The organism is Sphingomonas oleivorans (genome assembly GCF_003050615.1).
In the GTDB taxonomy this organism is placed as follows: domain Bacteria; phylum Pseudomonadota; class Alphaproteobacteria; order Sphingomonadales; family Sphingomonadaceae; genus Sphingomonas_H; species Sphingomonas_H oleivorans.
Map to the genome: position 1 here is coordinate 13,550 of NZ_NWBU01000017.1, position 17,111 is coordinate 30,660.

Annotated in this window: 14 protein-coding genes and 1 pseudogene; 13 read left to right on the forward strand and 2 right to left on the reverse strand. The window is 65.8% G+C overall.

What is annotated here, in order from left to right; all coding sequences use genetic code 11:
• Positions 1-713: 713 nt before the first annotated feature.
• A complete protein-coding gene (locus CLG96_RS16500) occupies positions 714-1,499 on the reverse strand; it encodes an energy transducer TonB (RefSeq protein WP_107969607.1) in 786 nt (261 codons plus the stop codon).
• A gap of 286 nt (positions 1,500-1,785) precedes the next feature.
• Positions 1,786-3,084 carry an Hsp70 family protein gene (locus CLG96_RS16505; protein WP_107969860.1) on the reverse strand — a complete coding sequence of 433 codons (1,299 nt, stop codon included), beginning with the start codon at positions 3,082-3,084 and terminating at the stop codon, positions 1,786-1,788.
• Positions 3,085-3,243: 159 nt separating this feature from the next.
• Between CLG96_RS16505 and CLG96_RS16510 the strand changes: the two are divergent.
• From CLG96_RS16510 to CLG96_RS16570, 13 genes and pseudogenes are all read left to right on the forward strand, one after another.
• Positions 3,244-3,558 (forward strand): annotated as a pseudogene (locus CLG96_RS16510) (IS481 family transposase); the annotation flags it as partial.
• A gap of 405 nt (positions 3,559-3,963) precedes the next feature.
• Positions 3,964-5,004 (forward strand): ABC transporter substrate-binding protein, encoded by a 1,041-nt coding sequence (locus CLG96_RS16515; RefSeq protein WP_107969609.1) that lies wholly within the window; start codon positions 3,964-3,966, stop codon positions 5,002-5,004.
• A gap of 88 nt (positions 5,005-5,092) precedes the next feature.
• Positions 5,093-7,522, forward strand: coding sequence for a TonB-dependent receptor (locus tag CLG96_RS16520; protein WP_107969611.1), 2,430 nt, complete (start codon positions 5,093-5,095; stop codon positions 7,520-7,522).
• 11 nt (positions 7,523-7,533) lie between these two features.
• Positions 7,534-8,583 (forward strand): ABC transporter substrate-binding protein, encoded by a 1,050-nt coding sequence (locus tag CLG96_RS16525; protein ID WP_107969613.1) that lies wholly within the window; start codon positions 7,534-7,536, stop codon positions 8,581-8,583.
• Positions 8,584-8,643: 60 nt separating this feature from the next.
• A complete protein-coding gene (locus tag CLG96_RS16530; protein ID WP_243395836.1) occupies positions 8,644-9,783 on the forward strand; it encodes an ABC transporter substrate-binding protein in 1,140 nt (379 codons plus the stop codon).
• Positions 9,780-10,958: an MFS transporter gene (locus tag CLG96_RS16535; protein WP_107969617.1), complete on the forward strand. Its 1,179-nt coding sequence runs from the start codon at positions 9,780-9,782 to the stop codon at positions 10,956-10,958. Before CLG96_RS16530 ends, CLG96_RS16535 begins: the two co-directional genes overlap by 4 nt.
• The gene (locus CLG96_RS16540) at positions 10,955-11,716 is read left to right on the forward strand and encodes an ABC transporter permease (RefSeq protein ID WP_107969619.1); all 762 of its coding nucleotides are present in this window, start codon (positions 10,955-10,957) and stop codon (positions 11,714-11,716) included. Before CLG96_RS16535 ends, CLG96_RS16540 begins: the two co-directional genes overlap by 4 nt.
• A complete protein-coding gene (locus CLG96_RS16545; protein ID WP_107969862.1) occupies positions 11,713-12,492 on the forward strand; it encodes an ABC transporter permease in 780 nt (259 codons plus the stop codon). The genes CLG96_RS16540 and CLG96_RS16545 overlap by 4 nt, the downstream gene beginning before the upstream one ends.
• A 14-nt stretch (positions 12,493-12,506) precedes the next feature.
• Positions 12,507-13,355, forward strand: coding sequence for an ABC transporter ATP-binding protein (locus CLG96_RS16550; protein ID WP_107969621.1), 849 nt, complete (start codon positions 12,507-12,509; stop codon positions 13,353-13,355).
• Positions 13,355-13,963 carry a nitroreductase family protein gene (locus CLG96_RS16555; protein ID WP_107969623.1) on the forward strand — a complete coding sequence of 203 codons (609 nt, stop codon included), beginning with the start codon at positions 13,355-13,357 and terminating at the stop codon, positions 13,961-13,963. The genes CLG96_RS16550 and CLG96_RS16555 overlap by 1 nt, the downstream gene beginning before the upstream one ends.
• Positions 13,960-14,901, forward strand: a complete 942-nt coding sequence (locus CLG96_RS16560; RefSeq protein ID WP_107969625.1) for an LLM class flavin-dependent oxidoreductase — start codon at positions 13,960-13,962, stop codon at positions 14,899-14,901. The genes CLG96_RS16555 and CLG96_RS16560 overlap by 4 nt, the downstream gene beginning before the upstream one ends.
• A 14-nt stretch (positions 14,902-14,915) precedes the next feature.
• On the forward strand, positions 14,916-16,073 hold the full coding sequence (locus CLG96_RS16565) for an LLM class flavin-dependent oxidoreductase (RefSeq protein WP_107969628.1): 1,158 nt from the start codon (positions 14,916-14,918) through the stop codon (positions 16,071-16,073).
• Positions 16,074-16,099: 26 nt separating this feature from the next.
• Positions 16,100-16,816 carry a class II aldolase/adducin family protein gene (locus CLG96_RS16570; RefSeq protein ID WP_107969630.1) on the forward strand — a complete coding sequence of 239 codons (717 nt, stop codon included), beginning with the start codon at positions 16,100-16,102 and terminating at the stop codon, positions 16,814-16,816.
• The last annotated feature ends 295 nt before the right edge of the window (positions 16,817-17,111 follow it).

Below are 17,111 nucleotides of genomic sequence, written 5' to 3' on the forward strand. Positions count from 1 at the left end.
ATTTCACTATATCTGAAAACGATGCGCCAGCTGCACGTGCGACTTCGATCGCGCGCGCAGCTGGCCTTCGAGGCCAGACCGCGATCCGGTTATCGATGCGGCTGAGACCGAGCGGGAACAGCCTCACGACTGGAGTACCTCCTGGCCGTCGGGCTGCTCGTCCAATCGGTGAGAGCCCGTTTGAGAATGGGGCGGCTGAGGGCTGGCGAGAGATTTTTCGTGCCGGACAGGAGCGGTCGCAGCCGCGATGTCGAAACATCGTGGCAAGATCGCGACGCATCCGGCGCGGAAAAGATCCGCCAGACCGACCCGCAGCCATTCTCAAACGGGCTCTGAGCAACGAACCGATTATGAGCCTCCGCTTGGCGAAGGGGCGCGGCACCCTGCCGGCCGGCAAGATCAGCAGGGCGAGGCGGGGGAGCCGCAGCTGCAGAAGGCTCGTAGATGAGGTAAATGTTCGCAGACATGGTTGTAGCTATGCTGAGCGCAACATCCGCATCGATTGCTGCCCTTGTCCAGGAAGCCGACGGAGCAGAAAAGCCGACGTTGAGCGGCTATGCACATGAGCGGCCGGGCCGCCCCCTTAGCGGACCTTCGTCACGTCGCCGCTGTTGAACTTGAAAGATGCTCTTACCCTGCGAGGGGCTGGCAAGGCATCGCCGAAGCATTGGGAATACTCGCTGCAATCCGTCCCTTCGTTCGAAGCCGTCAAATCACTCCGGCCTGCTTATCGTATAGTCGATCCGGATGCGGACCCAGGCGCCGACCAGCGTCTTGCCGCCGGCCCGCGGCGGCAAGACGCGGAACTGCCATGCCGCCTGGCGCACCGCCCGCGCCAGGCCGGAGCCGGCGGGAGATTGCGCAATCTCCCGGCAATTCTCGACGCGATAGTCGGGCACGGTCTGGCAGGCGATCATCCCCCAGCCGCTCTGCGCGGTGCCGGGCGGGAGATAGGCGTCGAGCTCCGCACGGGTCGGCTGGCGATACCATTGGGCGTTGTAGAGCGGTTCGCCATTCGGCCCCTCGCCGGGGCCGTCGGTGTCGCCGCTGCCCTGGCCGGCAGCGGTGCCGCTTTCGCCCGTGCCCTCGCCATCCTGTGCCGCGGGGCGCGACGGCATTCTGGCGATGTCGGCGGCGGCGAACTGCTCCGATGTGATCGGGATCACCTGCGACCAGATCGCCGACGAAGTCGGCATCGGCGGCGCGACGGGGGGAACAGGCGCGAGCGACGGCACCGCTGCCCGCCGCGCCGCGCCACCTTGCGCGCGCCGGGCCTTGGCGGCGCGGGTGCGCGCCGGTGCGACGCGCGCCTCCGGCATGATCTCGAACGTGATCGGGGCCCGCGGTGCCGGAGGGGGTGGCGCGGGCGACGGGGCCAGCCGCAGCAGCATGATCAGCATCAGGACATGCACTGCCACGACGAGCGCCAGGGTGGCGGCACGACGGCGGGCGGGAGCATCGCGTGGGTCCGACCAGGGCTGAGAGGACACCAGGCGCATCGCTGCCCCACCTAGACGGAGCCGCAGCACTTCACAACTCGATCGGCCTGTGATCCAGACATCCGGGGTTCGCAGCTACGTCTCTCGGCGCTCGGCAGCCATCGGCCGGCAACGCCTGCTCGCCGACGGATCTCGGCGGTCGCCTTCACAACCATGGCGCTGCGAACCGCCTCGACGAGGAGGTCGGTCGAAAGACATCCGCGTCCATGCAAAGGACAGCGCGGTCACCTACCGTCGCGTGATACTGGCGGTCGGATGTCGTCTCCAGATGCGATCAAGCCGAGCACTATACCGCCCAGGTGGCGACGTCCTCCTCCTGTCCGATCAGCGCCAGACCATGTGCGATCGAGGTGAGCTCGCCGCCACTCTCGATAGCGGCAGCACCGAAGCGATCGATGAACATCCGGCGCACGCGAGGGATTAGCGACGTGCCGCCCGTCAGGAACACGCGGTCGATGTCGCCGAGTTGCACGCCGGCCGCCACCAGCGCCTGGTCGATGGTCGCCTCCATGCGCGCCACATCCTCGGCGATCCACATCTCGAACTCCTCGCGAGAAACTGCTGCTTCGATCTCAAGGCCAGCGCTCGCGAAGCGAAAATGAGTAGTCTCCGCGCTGGACAGCGCCCGCTTGGTCTGTCCCACGGCAGCGTAGAGCGGATAGCCGAGCTCATTCTCGATGACGGTGATCATCCGGCCGATCGCGGCCGAGTCGAGAGCGGCACGACGCAGGCGCTCCAGCTCCGTCAGCGTCCGCTTGTTGCGCATCAATGCGAGCTTGGACCAGTCCGCGAAATCGTTGAACCAGCTGCGGGGGATCTCGAGCGTCTTGTCGAAGGATCGATAATGGCCGCCCTTGCCGAGCATCGGCAGCACCAGGCGGTCGACGATGCGATAGTCGAAACGGTCGCCGGCAATCCCGATGCCGGCATGCCCGAGCGGCGTGCAGCGGGGAGAGACACCCGGCTCCGCCACCCGCACCACCGAGAAATCGCTGGTACCGCCGCCAAAGTCGGCAACGAGGATGGTCGCGGAGCTCGTCAGGCGCGAAGCATAGCTGAAGGCGGCGGCAAGCGGCTCGTAGACATAGTGCACTTCGGCGCCGAATCCGGCGAACATCGCGTCATAGCGCTGCCGCGCGAGCCCCGGATCGGGCTGGCCGCCGGCATATTCGACCGGCCGCCCCACCACGATGCGGGCCGGCCGGCGATCCAGGCGACCGCCGGCATGGTGGACCAGCTTGTCGAGGAAGAGTCGTCCGAGATCCTCGAAGCGATAGCGCTTCTCGAAGACCGATGCCTGTTCGAAACTTGCGCTCGCCGCGACGGACTTGAACGACTGCAGAAAGCGGCTGTCCTCCGGGTAAGCGAGATATTCGGAAATCGCCCACGGGCCGGCATCGGACGCCAGGCCGCCACGAACGGCCTCATCGTGCCAGAAGCAGAGCGCCGAGCGAAAGACTTCGTCATGCCCGTGCGGTCCGTCGAAGCCGAGCAGTTCGGGCGCATGGTCGCCGGCCAGCGCGGCGACCGTGTTGGTCGTACCGAAATCCAGGCCGAGCGTTGTGCCGGCGGCAGTCTCGTTCATGACGCCTTCCATAATCATCGATGCTTGGGTCGTTCGGGCCGGCCCCTTTGCCGAGTAGCTCCCCTTCATACAAGCAGCGGATTCACCAATCCGCCGCACAACCGGGGCTGGAAGTCATCAGGCGGAACCCTAAGGAATAGTCTTCCTGGACAATAGTGGCCGGCAAGCATGCTCGCCCAGCGCTACGGCATCAGCGATGAAACGGTGCGCAAATGGCGCAAGCGGGGCGCCCAGGACTGCCTCGATCGCTCGAGCCGGCCCAAGCACCTCGCCTGGCGTATAAGCGAGGAAGACCGCGCCGTCATCCGTGCGCTGCGCAAGGCCACCGGCTTTGCGCTCGATGACCTCACCTTGTTGCTGCGCCACTTTCTGCCGCACCTCAATCGCGACAGCATCTATCATGTCCTCAAGGCCGCCGGCCTCAACCGCCGGCCCGCCGAACCTTCTGCCCAGTCGAGCAGGGGCCAAGGCCGCACTCCGGTTACAGCCATGGCTCTTCCGGCCGACGGAATAGGCGACCTTCACGCTCGCAAAGCCTTGTTTGATTGACGACACAATCTCTACCATACCAATAGAGATTATGGATCGAGACGAGGCAAGGAGCAGTCCGCGCCGGCGATCGGCCCGCGGCTTTTGACGGAATGCAGCTTGCCCCGCGTCACCAAAGGCTAAAGCGCACGATGCCTGGTCGGTGATCCGGCTTCGTGTTTCCTGAACGGAAGGAACGAACGAAATGACACCGCCCCATCTCAGCTGTCACGCCGCGACGCGGACTTAAGCCTAATCCGATTTTTCCGACCGACCGACGCCGTCCCGCTGAGCGACGGCGATGGGAGGCGCGCGCCCGAAGCACGGGCATGAGGCGCCCAAGGAGAGACTATGACTGCTTCCTCAATCGACGCGCTTTGGTACACGCGCTGCCCCGTTCCTACGCCACTCGGCATCGCCGTCCAACTCGGCTGGTTCGCCGACGAGTTCGGGGCCGAAGGGATCGAACTCAGATCGATCCAGGAAAGCAACGATCCCAACGCGCAGGAATCGCATTTCGATCACAACCTGCCGGCGAGCTTCCGTCAGGGCGGTAACATCCCGGCGATCTGGGCGCGGTCGCGCGGCGCCGACACCCGGGTTATCGGCCTGTCATGGACGGACGAATTCCAGGCGATCCTGGCGCTTCCGGGCCGCGGGATCGAGCGGACGCGCGATCTCAGGGGGCGGCGCATCGCGCTCCCGGTCAATCCGATCTCCATCGATTTCAATCGCGCCACGGCGCTGCGCGGCTTCGCCAAGGCGCTCGAACTCGACGGCATCGCGCTGCACGAGGTGGAACATGTCGATGCCATCAACGACGGCGAGGGTGCGATTGGCATCGCGTCCGGCGAAGGAGTCCGCCGCCGCCGGCGTCACGGCTATCGCGCCGAGGCGCTGGCGCTGATCCGCGGCGACGTGGACGCGATCTACGTCAAGGGCGCGCTGGGGCTTGAAACGGCCCGGCTGATCGGTGCGTCGATCATCGTCGACATCGGCTTCCATCCCGACCCCAAGGTGCGGATCAACAATGGCACGCCGCGCACGCTGACGGTGGACGCGGGGCTGATCGAGGAGCATCCCGATCTCGTCGCCCGCTTCCTCGCCCGCGTCGTCGATGCCGGAGCATGGGCGCGGACGCACCCGCAGGAAACCTTCGCCTACATCGCCCGGGAGGCGGGGTCGTCGGTCGATTGGGTTCGCGCCGCTTATGGCGAAAAGGCGCATGAGAGGCTGGGCACCTTCCTGACCGACGAGGCGATTGCGGCGCTCGGCGACTTCAAGGATTTCCTGTTCGAGCACGACTTCCTGCCCAACGATTTCGACGTCGGCGGCTGGATCGATCCGCGCCCGCTCGAAGCGATCGAGCTCTACGCCCGCAAGGTCGCCTGACGATCACCACCATATTCATCGGCCCGCCGCCGCAGAGCGCCCCGGAAACGGGTGCGGCGGCGGGCAATCCACAAAAGGGGGATAGATTTTGGCTTTCGTTTCCAATCGCACGTTCCTGTTGTCTGCCGCGGTTTCGCTCGTCGCGTTGCAGGCTAATGCCGCATTCGCCGAGGCACCCGCAGCCGATGCGCCAGCCGCCGACGCCTCGACGCTTGCCGCCGGAGGCGATGTCATCATCGTCACCGCCAGCAAGCGCGAGGAAAGCATTCAGGATGTGCCCGCCGCGATCACCGCCGTTGGCGGCGAAACGCTGGCGCGCCAGGAGATCCGTTCGGCCGCCGAGATCGTGCGGCTTATCCCCAACGCATCCGCCGCGCAGACCGAAAGCCGCTCGCGCCCGCGCTGGTTCATCCGCGGCGTCGGATCAAACGATCCCGCGGCGAACGTCGTCAACCCGATCGGCGTCTATTTCGACGAGGTCTACGTCAACTCGCCCTTCTTCCAGGCCTTCCCGGTATTCGACCTGGAACGGGTGGAGGTGCTGCGCGGTCCCCAGGGAACGCTCTGGGGCAAGAACACGGTAGGTGGCGCAATCCACTATATTTCGAAGAAGCCGAGCTTCGATCCGTCGGGTTATGTCCGCGCCGGGATCGGCAATTTCGGGTCGGTCTTTACCCAGGGCGGCTTCGGCGGCGCGGTGATCCCGGACAAGGTGGCCGCACGCGGCTCCTTCTTCTACGAGCGGCGCGGCAACATCTACACCAATGCGGGCAGCGGCGAGAGCGGGACCGGGCGGTTCGACGACTATGCCGGTCGCGTCCAGTTGCTGTTCACGCCGGTGGACGATCTAGAGATCCTGCTGTCCGGCCGCGTGCGCAACTTTGACGGCACGCCGATCCCCCGCTTCATCGCGCCGGCCTTTCCGGACAATGCCGTGCGGAAGGGGGCATCGGCGCCGGCCGACGATTATGGCAATACGCCCACCGGCAGCGACAAGGTCTATGAGGCCAACGTGCCGGGCACGTCCAAGACCAAGCAGCGCGGCACGACACTGACGGTCAACTGGACGCCGGGAGACTATACGGTCACTTCGATCACGGCGTGGGACAAGGGCGACAATCTGAGTCTCGGCGACGCCGACTATACCGATTTCGAGGGATCGCGTTCGCGCACCGACCTGTCGAGCGAGCAGTTCACTCAGGAATTGCGGCTGACTTCCCCGCGCGAGAACCGCTTCAACTGGATCCTCGGCGCCCATTATTTTTGGGAGGATTTCTATTCGGATGCCTCCACCGCGACCGTCGGCACCACTGCCTATCTTGATCGCGGCACGGGCCCGCAGCGCTGGCGGCACGCATATTATCAGAATGTCGTCTACGATCAGACGGCCAAGAGCTATGCGCTGTTCGGCAGCGGCACGTTCAACCTCACCGATGCCCTGAGCCTGACGGCGGGCGCCCGCTTCACCTCCGAAAAGCGCTCCGCGACGATCAATATCTACAATCCCAATGGCGATGCGGCGCGGCGGCTCAACACGGTCGATCCGACGACCCCGCCCACGGCCGCGCGACCGCTCATCACCTTTATCGATCCCACGACTTGGTGGCTGCGCAGCTCAGTGACGTCCAGCACGCCGCTCACGCCCTTCATCTCGTCACCGTCCAAGACGTGGAACCGCTTCACCTGGGACATCACGCCGCAGTGGAAACTGAGCGACGAGGCCTTGCTCTACGGACGCTTTGCCCGCGGTTTTCGATCGGGGACGTTCCAGGCGAGCGCCACTGCCGCCGCCCAGTTCGATCCCAACGGCATCGCGCCCGAGGATCTCTATTCCTACGAGGCCGGCGTGAAGACGAGCTGGTTCGGCGGCAAGCTGACGGCCAACCTCGCAGCTTTCTATTACGACTATAAGAAGATCCAGGTGCTGGTGCAGGGCGTGCCGGTCCAGGCCGGTGGCACCACCGTGTTCACCGCGCGGCTGATCAACGCCAAGGGCTGGTCGGAAGGGCTGGAGCTCGACGTCTCGGCACGGCCGATTGCAGGCTTGCGTATCAACGGCAGCATCGGCTTGCTCGATACCAAATATACCGAGGACTTCATTCCCAATAATCCCAATACCGGACAGTTGTTCGGCGACGGCAACCAGTTCACTCGAGCGCCCCATTTTACCGGCAATATCGACACCGAATATACGGCGCCGATCGGCGATTGGAATTTGAGCTTCGGCAGCGATTGGAGCTACCGCACGGCGCAATATTTCACGGTGAACGCGCAGGAGACCGATCCGAGCGCCAACGACTATAATGTCAGCCGTTACCAGCGGCAGACCGGCTACGCGATCGGCAATGCCCGCATCGCGCTCTCGGACGCCGACGATCGGCTCGAATTCCAGCTCTTTGTCCGCAACCTCACCAACAAGACCTTCAAGATCCTGACCTTCGGCACCCAGCAGGGCGCCCGCCTCACCACGCTCGGCGAACGGCGCACCTATGGCGCGTCGGTCACGGCCAAGTTCTGAAAGGACCAGCGATGACGGCTTATCCATCCGAGATCTGGTACACGCGCTGCCCGGTGCCGACGCCACTGGGCATCGCCATCAATCTGGGGCTGATCGAGCGTGATCTGGCGCCACTGGGAATTCAGGTCCGATCGATTCAGGACAGCAGTGATCCCGAGAAGCGAGCAAGCCACATCGATCATCATCTCGCACACAGCTTCCGCCAGGGCGGCAGCGTGCCGGCAATCTGGGCGCGGGCGGCGGGGGCGGACACGCGCGTCATCGGCCTCTCCTGGGTTGACGAGAGTCAGGCGATCATCGCGCTGCCCGGCTCCGGCATCCGCGAGGTGAAGGATCTTAAGGGGCGGCGGATAGCCCTGCCTGTCCGCAAGGATCAGCGTATCGACATCTTCCGCGCGACGGCCTTGCGCGCGCTGCTCGCGGGCTTGTCGCTCGGTGGCATCGGCGAAAACGAGGTCGAATGGGTGGACGTGGACGCTACCGAACCGGCGGGCGCAACGCCGGTCGGCGCCGCCGCCCGTCGTGGCTGGACGGGCCGCCCACTCTACACCGCCGAATTCCAGGCACTGGTGCGGGGTGAGGTGGACGCGATCCACGTCAAGGGCTCGCTGGGGCAGGAATATGCCTTCCTGGGCGGCGCGCATGTCGTGATCGACACTGGCTTCCACCCTGATCCCAAGATCCGCGTCAACAATGGCGCGCCACGCCCGCTGACCGTCGATGCGGCGACACTGGAGCAATATCCGAAGGTCGCCGAACGACTGCTCGCCAACGTGATCGCGGCAGGCGAATGGGCAGAGCGCAATCCGGCCGAGACATTGACCTATCTCACCAGCGAAACCGGATCGCCCGAGCAGTTCGTCCGCGCGGCCTATGGCGGCGACACGCTCCACCGGCGGCTCAAGACCGATCTGTCGGAAGCGTCGTTCGAGGCGCTCGGCGAATTCACCACTTTCCTCTTCGAACGCGGCTTCCTGCCCGACCATGTCGATGTCGGCGCATGGATCGATCGCCGTCCGTTCGAAGCGATCAGCAACAACCGGGCCCGCGACGCGGCCTGAACGAGACGCGGGCGGCCGGGCAGCGCTCGTCCGGCCGTTCGCGACCAGGAGATGGTAGCGATGGCGTTGAAGAAGGCGATTATCGGCGTGCTCGCGCTGCTGGCCCTGGGGGGGCTGCTCGCTTATCAATTGCGCGGGCGGGACGCGGCCGTGGCAGCGGACGGCGCACTGCCGAAGACGCTGACCATCGCCAGCATCGCTTATCCCTATAAGGGCCAGCAGACCTATGCGGGCCTGACCCAGACGATCATCGCGCAGGGCTGGCTCAAGGATCGGCTCGCGAAGAAGGGCGTCGAGCTCGTCTTCTTCCCCGTGCCCACCGCTGTCGGCGGGCCGCTAATCAACGAAGGCTTTGCCGGCAAGCGGATCGATTTTGCGAGCTACGGCGATTTTCCCGCGATCATCGCCGCATCGGGCGGCGTGCCGTTGAAGCTGGTCGTGCCGGTCGGGCGCGGACAGAACGCCTATCTGATCGTCCGCAAGGGGCTGGCGGCGAACAGCATCGCTGACCTGAAGGGCAAACGCATCGCGCTCCACCGCGGACGACCGTGGGAGCTGCCTTTCTCGAAGCTGCTCGATGCCAATGGTCTTGAACTGAGCGACTTCAAGATCCTCAACATCAATCCGCCGGCCAGCCGTGCAGCGCTCGCCTCGGGCGACATCGACGCCGTGTTCCTGCTGTCGGACGCGATCCTGCTCGAACAGAAGGGCGCGGGCCGGATCATCTGGTCTACCAAGACCGCGCCCGCCGACTGGAAAATGCGCGCCGAGCTGTTCGCTCGCGGCGACTTCGTCGATCGCTATCCCGAACTCACTCAGATCGTCGCCGACGCCTATGTCCGCGCGGCGCACTGGTCCTCGCTGCCGGAGAACCGCAAGGCGGTGATCGAGGAAGCCGCACGGGGCGACACGCCGGTCAGCGTTGTCGAGACCGATTATGATGAGCCGCGCGTCGCCTGGCGCGACCGCTTCTCCCCTTTGTTCGACGACTTCATGGTCCGCCACTACCAATCGGTCGCCGACTATACGTTCGCGCAGGGCCTCGTCCGCCGGAAGGTCGATGTTGATGCGCTGCTCGACCGCCGCTTCGCCACGCAAGCGCTGAAGAATCTCGGCTTCGACGACTATTGGCAGCCGACGCGCGTGCAGACCGAGGCGGCGCCGGCGATCACGGCGGTCAACGGAGCGCCTCGTTCATGAGCGACAACCGTTTCCTCGCCAACTTCATCCTGCTGTCACTGGTCAGCGGGCTGACGATCGGCCTCGGCAAGATCGTCACCACGCTCTACGCGCTGTCGCTCGGGGCGACGCCGTTCCAGATCGGCATGGTATCGGCGATGGAATCGATCGGCATGGTCATCGTCACCGTGCCGGCCGGCTTCATCATTGCGCGCTATGGGATGCGCAGTGTCTATTTCGTGGCCAGCCTGGGGCCCCTGCTGGTCAATCTGGCACTGCCGTTCAGTGCGTCCTGGGTGGCGCTGGCGGTCGGACGCGGCCTGATCGGGCTGTGCATCCCTTTCCGCATCGTATCGATGAACAGCGCCTTCCTCGAACGGCTGAAGTCGCTCGGTCAGGCCAAGGCCGGCTGGTACCGCGGCACGCTGACGGGCGGCATGGCGATCGTCGGCCCGGCGGCAGCGACGCTCCTCACCCAGCGACTGACCATGTTCGCCTGCTTCCTGCTGGTGGCCGCACTCTTCGGGCTGATGGGCCTGTTCAGCCTCTCGTTCATGCCGGTGCGGCAGGTGCAGACGGAAGGCGCGCCTGGCTTCCTCGCCGAACTGCGGCTGATCCTTTCGAACGACGACATCGCCGAAAGCTGCCTGATCGAGTTTCTGAGCAGCGCGACCAATGCGTTGTTCGGCACCTTCATCATCCTGCTGGCGATCGCGCTCCCGCCACTGACCGAGCAGGACGGCATCCATGTGATGCTCTTCCAGGGCGTGACCGCGGTGGCGATGCTGCTCCTGGGCGGCGCCCTGGTTGAGCGCTTCGCGACGCGAGCCGCTTATGCTCTCGGGCTGGCGCTGGCATCGGGCGCGCTGCTGACCTTCGGCTTGGCGGGTGGCTTTGCCGGGCTGGCATTTGGCGCGGTGCTGCTCAGCGCTGGATCGGCTGTCGTCCATCTCGTCAACGTACGGATGCTGGCGGCGCTGCCCGGCGGCAAGAGCAAGGTCGCCGGCCTCTACAATCTGGCATCAATGCTCGGATCGTCCTTCGGGGCGATTGCCGGCGGGCTTGCGACCAGGATCGTGCCGCTGCAGTCGATCTATCTGATCTGGCTGCCGATCCTCGGCGTGGCCGCGCTGGCGGTCCAGACCATCCATCAACGCCGGTCCGGCATCGGCGCGCTTGTAACGGAGGCCCGATGATGGCCCGTCCGATCCCCGCCTTCATCCCCGCGCTCGCCCCGCCGCTATTGTTGATCGGTGCATGGCAGGCGGCGTCCGCCACTGGCTTGTTCCCGGCGCAGGTGCTGGTGCCGCCCAGCGAGGTCATGCGCACGCTGGCTTCGCTTGCCGTCAATGGCGAGCTTAGCGCGCACCTCGGCCAGAGCCTGTTCCGGTTGGTCTTCGGTTTTGCCATCGGCGCGACCGCGGGCCTCGCCTTCGGGGCGGCGCTGGCCTTGTCGAAGTGGATTGAGGCGCTGTTCTCGCCCTTGTTCCTGGCGGTGCGCCAAGTGCCGGTCTTGGCCTTCGTGCCCGTGCTGGTGCTGCTGCTCGGTATCGAAGAGGGCTTCAAGATCACCATCGTCGCGGTCGCAGCCTTCTTCCCTGTGGCCCTGGCGACATTCGATGGCGTGCGGGGTGTGCCCAAGGCGTGGTTTGAGGTGGCGCGCGTTTATCGCACCCCGCTCGTCCCCTTCGTCGCGCGCATCCTCGTGCCTGCCACCGTGCCGCCGGTGCTGACGGGCCTGCGCATCGCGCTGACGCGCGCCTGGCTGGTGCTGGTCGCAGCCGAGTTGCTCGCGGCCGACAGCGGCATCGGCCAAATGATGGAGATGGGCCGGCAGATGTTCCGCATCGACGTGGTGCTGGCCGGCGTGATCGTCAGCGGCCTCATCGGCTTCGCGCTCGATCGCGGCGCCAAATGGATCGAGCGCCGCGCCACGCGCTGGAGGACAGCATGAGCATGCTTCTGAAACGCCCGCCAGCGCGGATCGCGATCGGGCTCGTCGTGCCGGTGTTGATCCTTTTCTGGTGGCAGGCGCAGTCGCAGGCGGGTGGCGCCCGCGCGCTCGCCTTCGTGCCGCTGGGCTCGGTGGCGACGGCATTCGCGGAACTGGCGGGCAGCGGCCAGTTGCTCGACGACGCACTGGCTACATTGTCGCGCGCCGTCACCGGGTTGTTGCTCGGCGGCATCGCGGGCGTCACGCTGGGCGTCGTGATGGCGACCTCGCGGCTGGTCGACCGGCTCGTGGGACCGCTCTACCACGCCATCCGCCAGGTGCCGCTGCTCGGCTGGCTGCCATTGATCGGCCTGTGGCTGGGCAATGGTGACGGCGCGAAGCTGCTGATCGTCAGCCTGGCCGCCTTCTATCCCACGGTGCTCAACAGTTATGAGGGCATCACCCATGTCGAGAAGCGCTATCTGGACGTCGGCCGGATCTACGGTTTCACGTCCGTGCAGCGCTTCCGTCTCATCCTGCTGCCGGCAGCGCTGCCATTGATCCTGACCGGGGTCACCCAGGCGCTCGCCTTCGCCTGGATCGCGACGATCGGCACCGAGATCCTGTTGGGCTCGGGCAGCGGGCTCGGTGCCGCAATGGGGCTCGCGCAGGCGCAGCAGCGCATGGACGTGATCCTCGTTGCGATCCTCGTCACCGCGCTGCTCGGCTTCACCCTCAACGACCTCTTCGCCCGGCTGCGCGGCCATCTGCTGCGCTGGCAGGGCGCGTCCGCGTGAAAAGGAGACCCGCCATGACCGCCCAGAGCCGGATCAGCCCCACCCCTCCGCCCGCCGCTCCGCGATCGGCCTCGGGCGCGCTGACGATCAGCAGCCTTTCCAAGAGTTTCACGATCGACGGCAAGCCGCTGCCGGTGCTCGATGGAATCGATCTCACGCTACGTCCCGGCGAGTTCGTCAGCATCGTCGGCGCCAGCGGCTGCGGCAAATCAACCTTGCTGCGGCTCATCGTCGGGCTCGACACCGATTATTCGGGCGAGATCCGGCTGGACGGACAGCGCATCGCCACCACCAGTCTCGATCGCGGCATCGTCTTCCAGGATCATCGCCTGTTTCCGTGGATGACGCTGGAGGAGAATGTCGGCCTGGCGCTCCTCAACACCGATATCCCAAAGGATCGCCGGGCCCAGATCGTCGCCGATCATATCGCGCTCGTGAACCTCTCCGGGTTCGAGAAGGCCTATCCGCATCAGCTTTCCGGCGGCATGGCGCAGCGCGCCGCCATCGCCCGCGCGCTCGTCACCGAACCCAAGCTACTGCTGCTCGACGAGCCGCTGGGCGCGCTCGATGCCCTCACCCGCGTCCACGTCCAGAAGGAATTGCAACGCATCTGGATGGCGCAGCGATCGACCATGCTGATGGTGACGCATGACGTGGAGGAAGCGCTCTATCTCGGCGACCGGGTGATCGTCATGAGCCCCAATCCGGGCCGCATCCGCCGGATCGTCGAGGTTGATCTGCCGCATCCGCGCGACCGCAGCTCGCCCGTTCTCCACCGCCTGCGCGACGAGATCCTGACCGAGCTGACCGGCGCGCCCGACCCAGCAAATCTCGTTCGCTTTCCCGGAACGGAGGAGCGCTGATGTCCCGCCAGCCAGATCATCCCGTCGATCCGCTATTCGTCGATCGTTGGTCGCCACGCAGCTTCTCCGGCGAGCCGGTGCCGGACGCGGTGCTGCAAAGCGCGTTCGAGGCCGCGCGCTGGGCGCCTTCTGCGTCCAACGCCCAGCCATGGCGCTTCGTCCTCGCGCGGCCGGGCGAGCCGGCATGGGAAGATTTCATCAGCCTGCTCATGCCGCGTAACCAGTTGTGGGCGGAGCGGGCGTCGGCGCTGATCCTCATCGTCTCGGCGCTGGAGGTGGAACGGCGGGGCGAGGTCGTGCCCAATGTCAGTCACAGCTTCGATGCGGGCGCCGCCTGGGCGAACTTCGCACATCAGGCGCTGCTGCTCGGCTGGCACACCCATGGCATCGGTGGCTTCGATCGCGCCGCCGCGCGCGAGCGGCTGGCGATCCCGAACGATTTCGCCGTGGAGGCGATGATTGCACTGGGCAAGCGTGGCGATCTCGCCGGCCTCCATGCGGATTTCCATGAGGCGGAAAGCCCCAACGGCCGCCGTCCGCTTGTCGAGACCGTCTTTTCCGGCCGCTTCGGGGCGGCCGCCTTCAACCCGCAAAGGAGCGCCGCATGACCATCCGCACCTATTGGCAGCTCGATCCCGCAGCCGAACATAGCCGCTCGGAGCCCGCCGACCGGCCGCGCTGGCAGCCGGTGATCCGCGATGTCCGCAACGCGTCTATCAACCGCTACGACCATTATGCGCAAATAGCGCGCGGGGCGGCGATCACAGGATTCGACGGTCTCTTCATCCCGCATCGCGATGCGCATGACGACAGCCAGATCATCGCCGCGGTCGTGGCTCGAAGCACGCCCCGGCTGGCGCTGATCCCGGAATTTCCGGCATCCGTCGGTTCGGCCGTCTATGCCGCCAAGCAGGCAGTGAGCTTTCAGCGGCTGGCGCATGTGCGGCTCGGCTGGGCGATCGCGCCCGATGTCGACGCGAAGGCGCGGGCGCGTGGCGGCGATCATGTGCCCGACGAAGAGCTGGTCGCCCGCACCGAGGAGTTCCTGACCGTCGCGCGTGGCGTTCACGGGCGGCACCCCTTCACCTTCAAGGGCCGCTTCTTCGAAGTCGAACGGGGCGGTTTCGAGGAACCGTTGAACCGTGTCGCCTTTCCCAAAGTCTTCCTGCGCGGGAACAGCGAGGAGGCGGTGGCGCTGTCCGCGCGGCAGGCTGACGTCCACCTCTTCGACGCCGCACCGATCGATGCGCTGCGCCACGCGATCGAGGCGCTGGACCGGCAGGCGCTGAGCGCGGGGCGCTCGGTCGAGTTCGGCCTCCTTCTGTCCATCGCGGCGCGCGAAAGCGAGGCGGAAGCTCGCGAGGTCGGTGGCCCGAACCTCACCGGCAGCTACGACAGCGTCGCCGGCCGCCTCGCCGAGCTTGCCGCGATCGGCATCCGCCATTTCGTGCTGTCCGCCTCGCCCTCCTTCGAGGAGGTCTATCGCATCGGCCAGTTCGTCCTTCCCCGCTTCCGCGCGGCCACCGCGCCCGCACGTGCCGCCTGACAGGAGAGCATCCCATGTCGATCGACTTCTACTGGCGCCTGCCTACCCATGGCTGCCACAGCACCATCCGCCGCGGCTCCTACGATCGAGGCGACTGGTCGCCGATCGGGCCATACAACCAGTCGCCCGGTCTCGGCCGCGAGGGACGCGACGATGGTTTCCGCTACATCGATCATCTGGCTGAGATCGCCAAGGCAGCGGAGATTTCAGGCTTCGTCGGCGGGCTCATCCCGTCCTTCCCCAACACCGACGATCCGTGGGTGATCTCGCCCTTGCTGGCGCGCGAGACCAAGACCTTCCGGTTCATGATCGCCTTCCAGCCGGGCTTCCTCAATCCCGTCCAGGCCGCGCGGCTTTCGGCGAGCCTGCAGCGCGCAACCGGTGGCCGGACGGTCTACAACATCATCACCGGCGGCGGCGGGCCGGCCCAGCTCTGGTGGGGCGACAGCTTCGAGCATGATGACCGCTACGGCCGCACCACCGAGTTCCTCGATGTGTTGAAGGGCGTTTGGAAGGGCGGTGACTTCAGCTACAAGGGACGCTTCTATCAGGTCGAGGACGGCGGTCTGTCACCACTCCTCGCCAAAGAGAAAATTCCGGAAATCTGGTTCTCCGGATCGTCCGACGCGGCGCTCAAGTCGGCTGCGAAACATGCTGATTATTATCTTTCCTGGCTCGAACCTTTCGATGCGCTGACCGACAAGTTCGCGCGGGTGAAGGAGCGCACTGCGGCACTCGGCCGCCAGCAGAAATGCGCGGTGCGCCTCGATCTGGTCGCGCGGGCAACCGAGGAGGAAGCGTGGCGCGACGTCCGCATCGGCTTCGAGAACGTAACCGACGAGACGCGTGCGCGCTGGCGCGGCCAGGCGACGGACTCGGTCGGCGCAGCCCGGCAGGCGGCGCTCAGGCCCACCGAAGCGAAGCGCTATGACGAGTTGATTGTCGGCCCCAATTTGTGGGGCGGGTTCAACCTGCTGCGGGGCGGGCCTGCGCTTGGCATCGTCGGCAACTACGAACAATGCGCGGCAAAGCTCGACGAGCTGATCGGCCGCGGCGCCGACGCTTTCATCCTCGCCGGCACCCCGCATCTCGAGGAGGCCTATCGCATCGGCGAGGAGGTGCTGCCGCTGCTCGGCCGCTCCGCCTCGGCCTTGCAGCAGGCCGCCGAATAATCCCTCTCTGTCCAGGAGCTTGACCCATGACCACGCTCAATTCGACCATTTCCGATTTCACCGCTCAGGCGACGCGCGACGCCGCCATCGCTTTTCGGGGCCTGCGCGAGACCGGCACCATCTCGCCGTCGGGCACCGTCAACTTCGTCGAGCGCGTTCCCGGCGAGCAGGCGGTTGTCTCGATCGGCTATCCGGGGCCGTTCGCGCCCGACGCCCAGTTGAAGCCGACGATCTTCGCGTTCGACGGTGAGGTGCTGGGCGGCGATCCCAAGGGCAATCTGGGCGGCAACCGCTACCTGCCGATTTTCCGCGCGCATGACGACATCACCACCGTCAGTCACGTCCACACCGTCTTTCTCGGCGCCTGGTCGCAGAGCCATCGGTCGCTGCCGATCCGCTATGTGCCGGTCCAGCGCTGGACCAGGGCGCGCGAGCTGCCGATCTATATCGATCGCCGCCAGGGCGAGGCGAACTTCATCCTCGACGTGCTGGCCAAAGACCCGGATGTGCCGGCAATCCTTGAGGCCAATGGCGGATCGACCGCCTGGGGGCGCAAGGGACTGCTCAACCTCGCCAACTATATCGTGTTGCTCGAAGAGGGCGCCCGATTCCAGGCGATCGCGGAGACGCTAGGCGGTTCCAAGCCCTTTGGTCCCGGCGTGCTCGAGCAGCAGTGGAAGATGTCCGGTCTGATCCGAGACACCGATCGCTTCGACGTGCCGGAAACGATCGCCGCCGAATAGAATGGAGCGACGGGAACCCGCGCTCAATTGCCGCTCGTAGGGACTGCGAGGCAGGGGCGCGGGTTTCCGCTTCCAGCTTCTCGAATATCTGTTCGAAATGCTCGAGATCTCACTGATCACGCGGTTGGGCTCGCCGTAGCTGATCCGCGCAGCATCTCGGCCTCATGCTAGTGAGCGTATAGCCACCGCAATCGGTGGCCTCGTCCGCGACGTTGAGACGGATGCTCTCCTTTGCGTCCGTTTGGAGAACGAAGCCAACTACTCCGGTTAATGATCGAGATCGACGTCCGCTTAC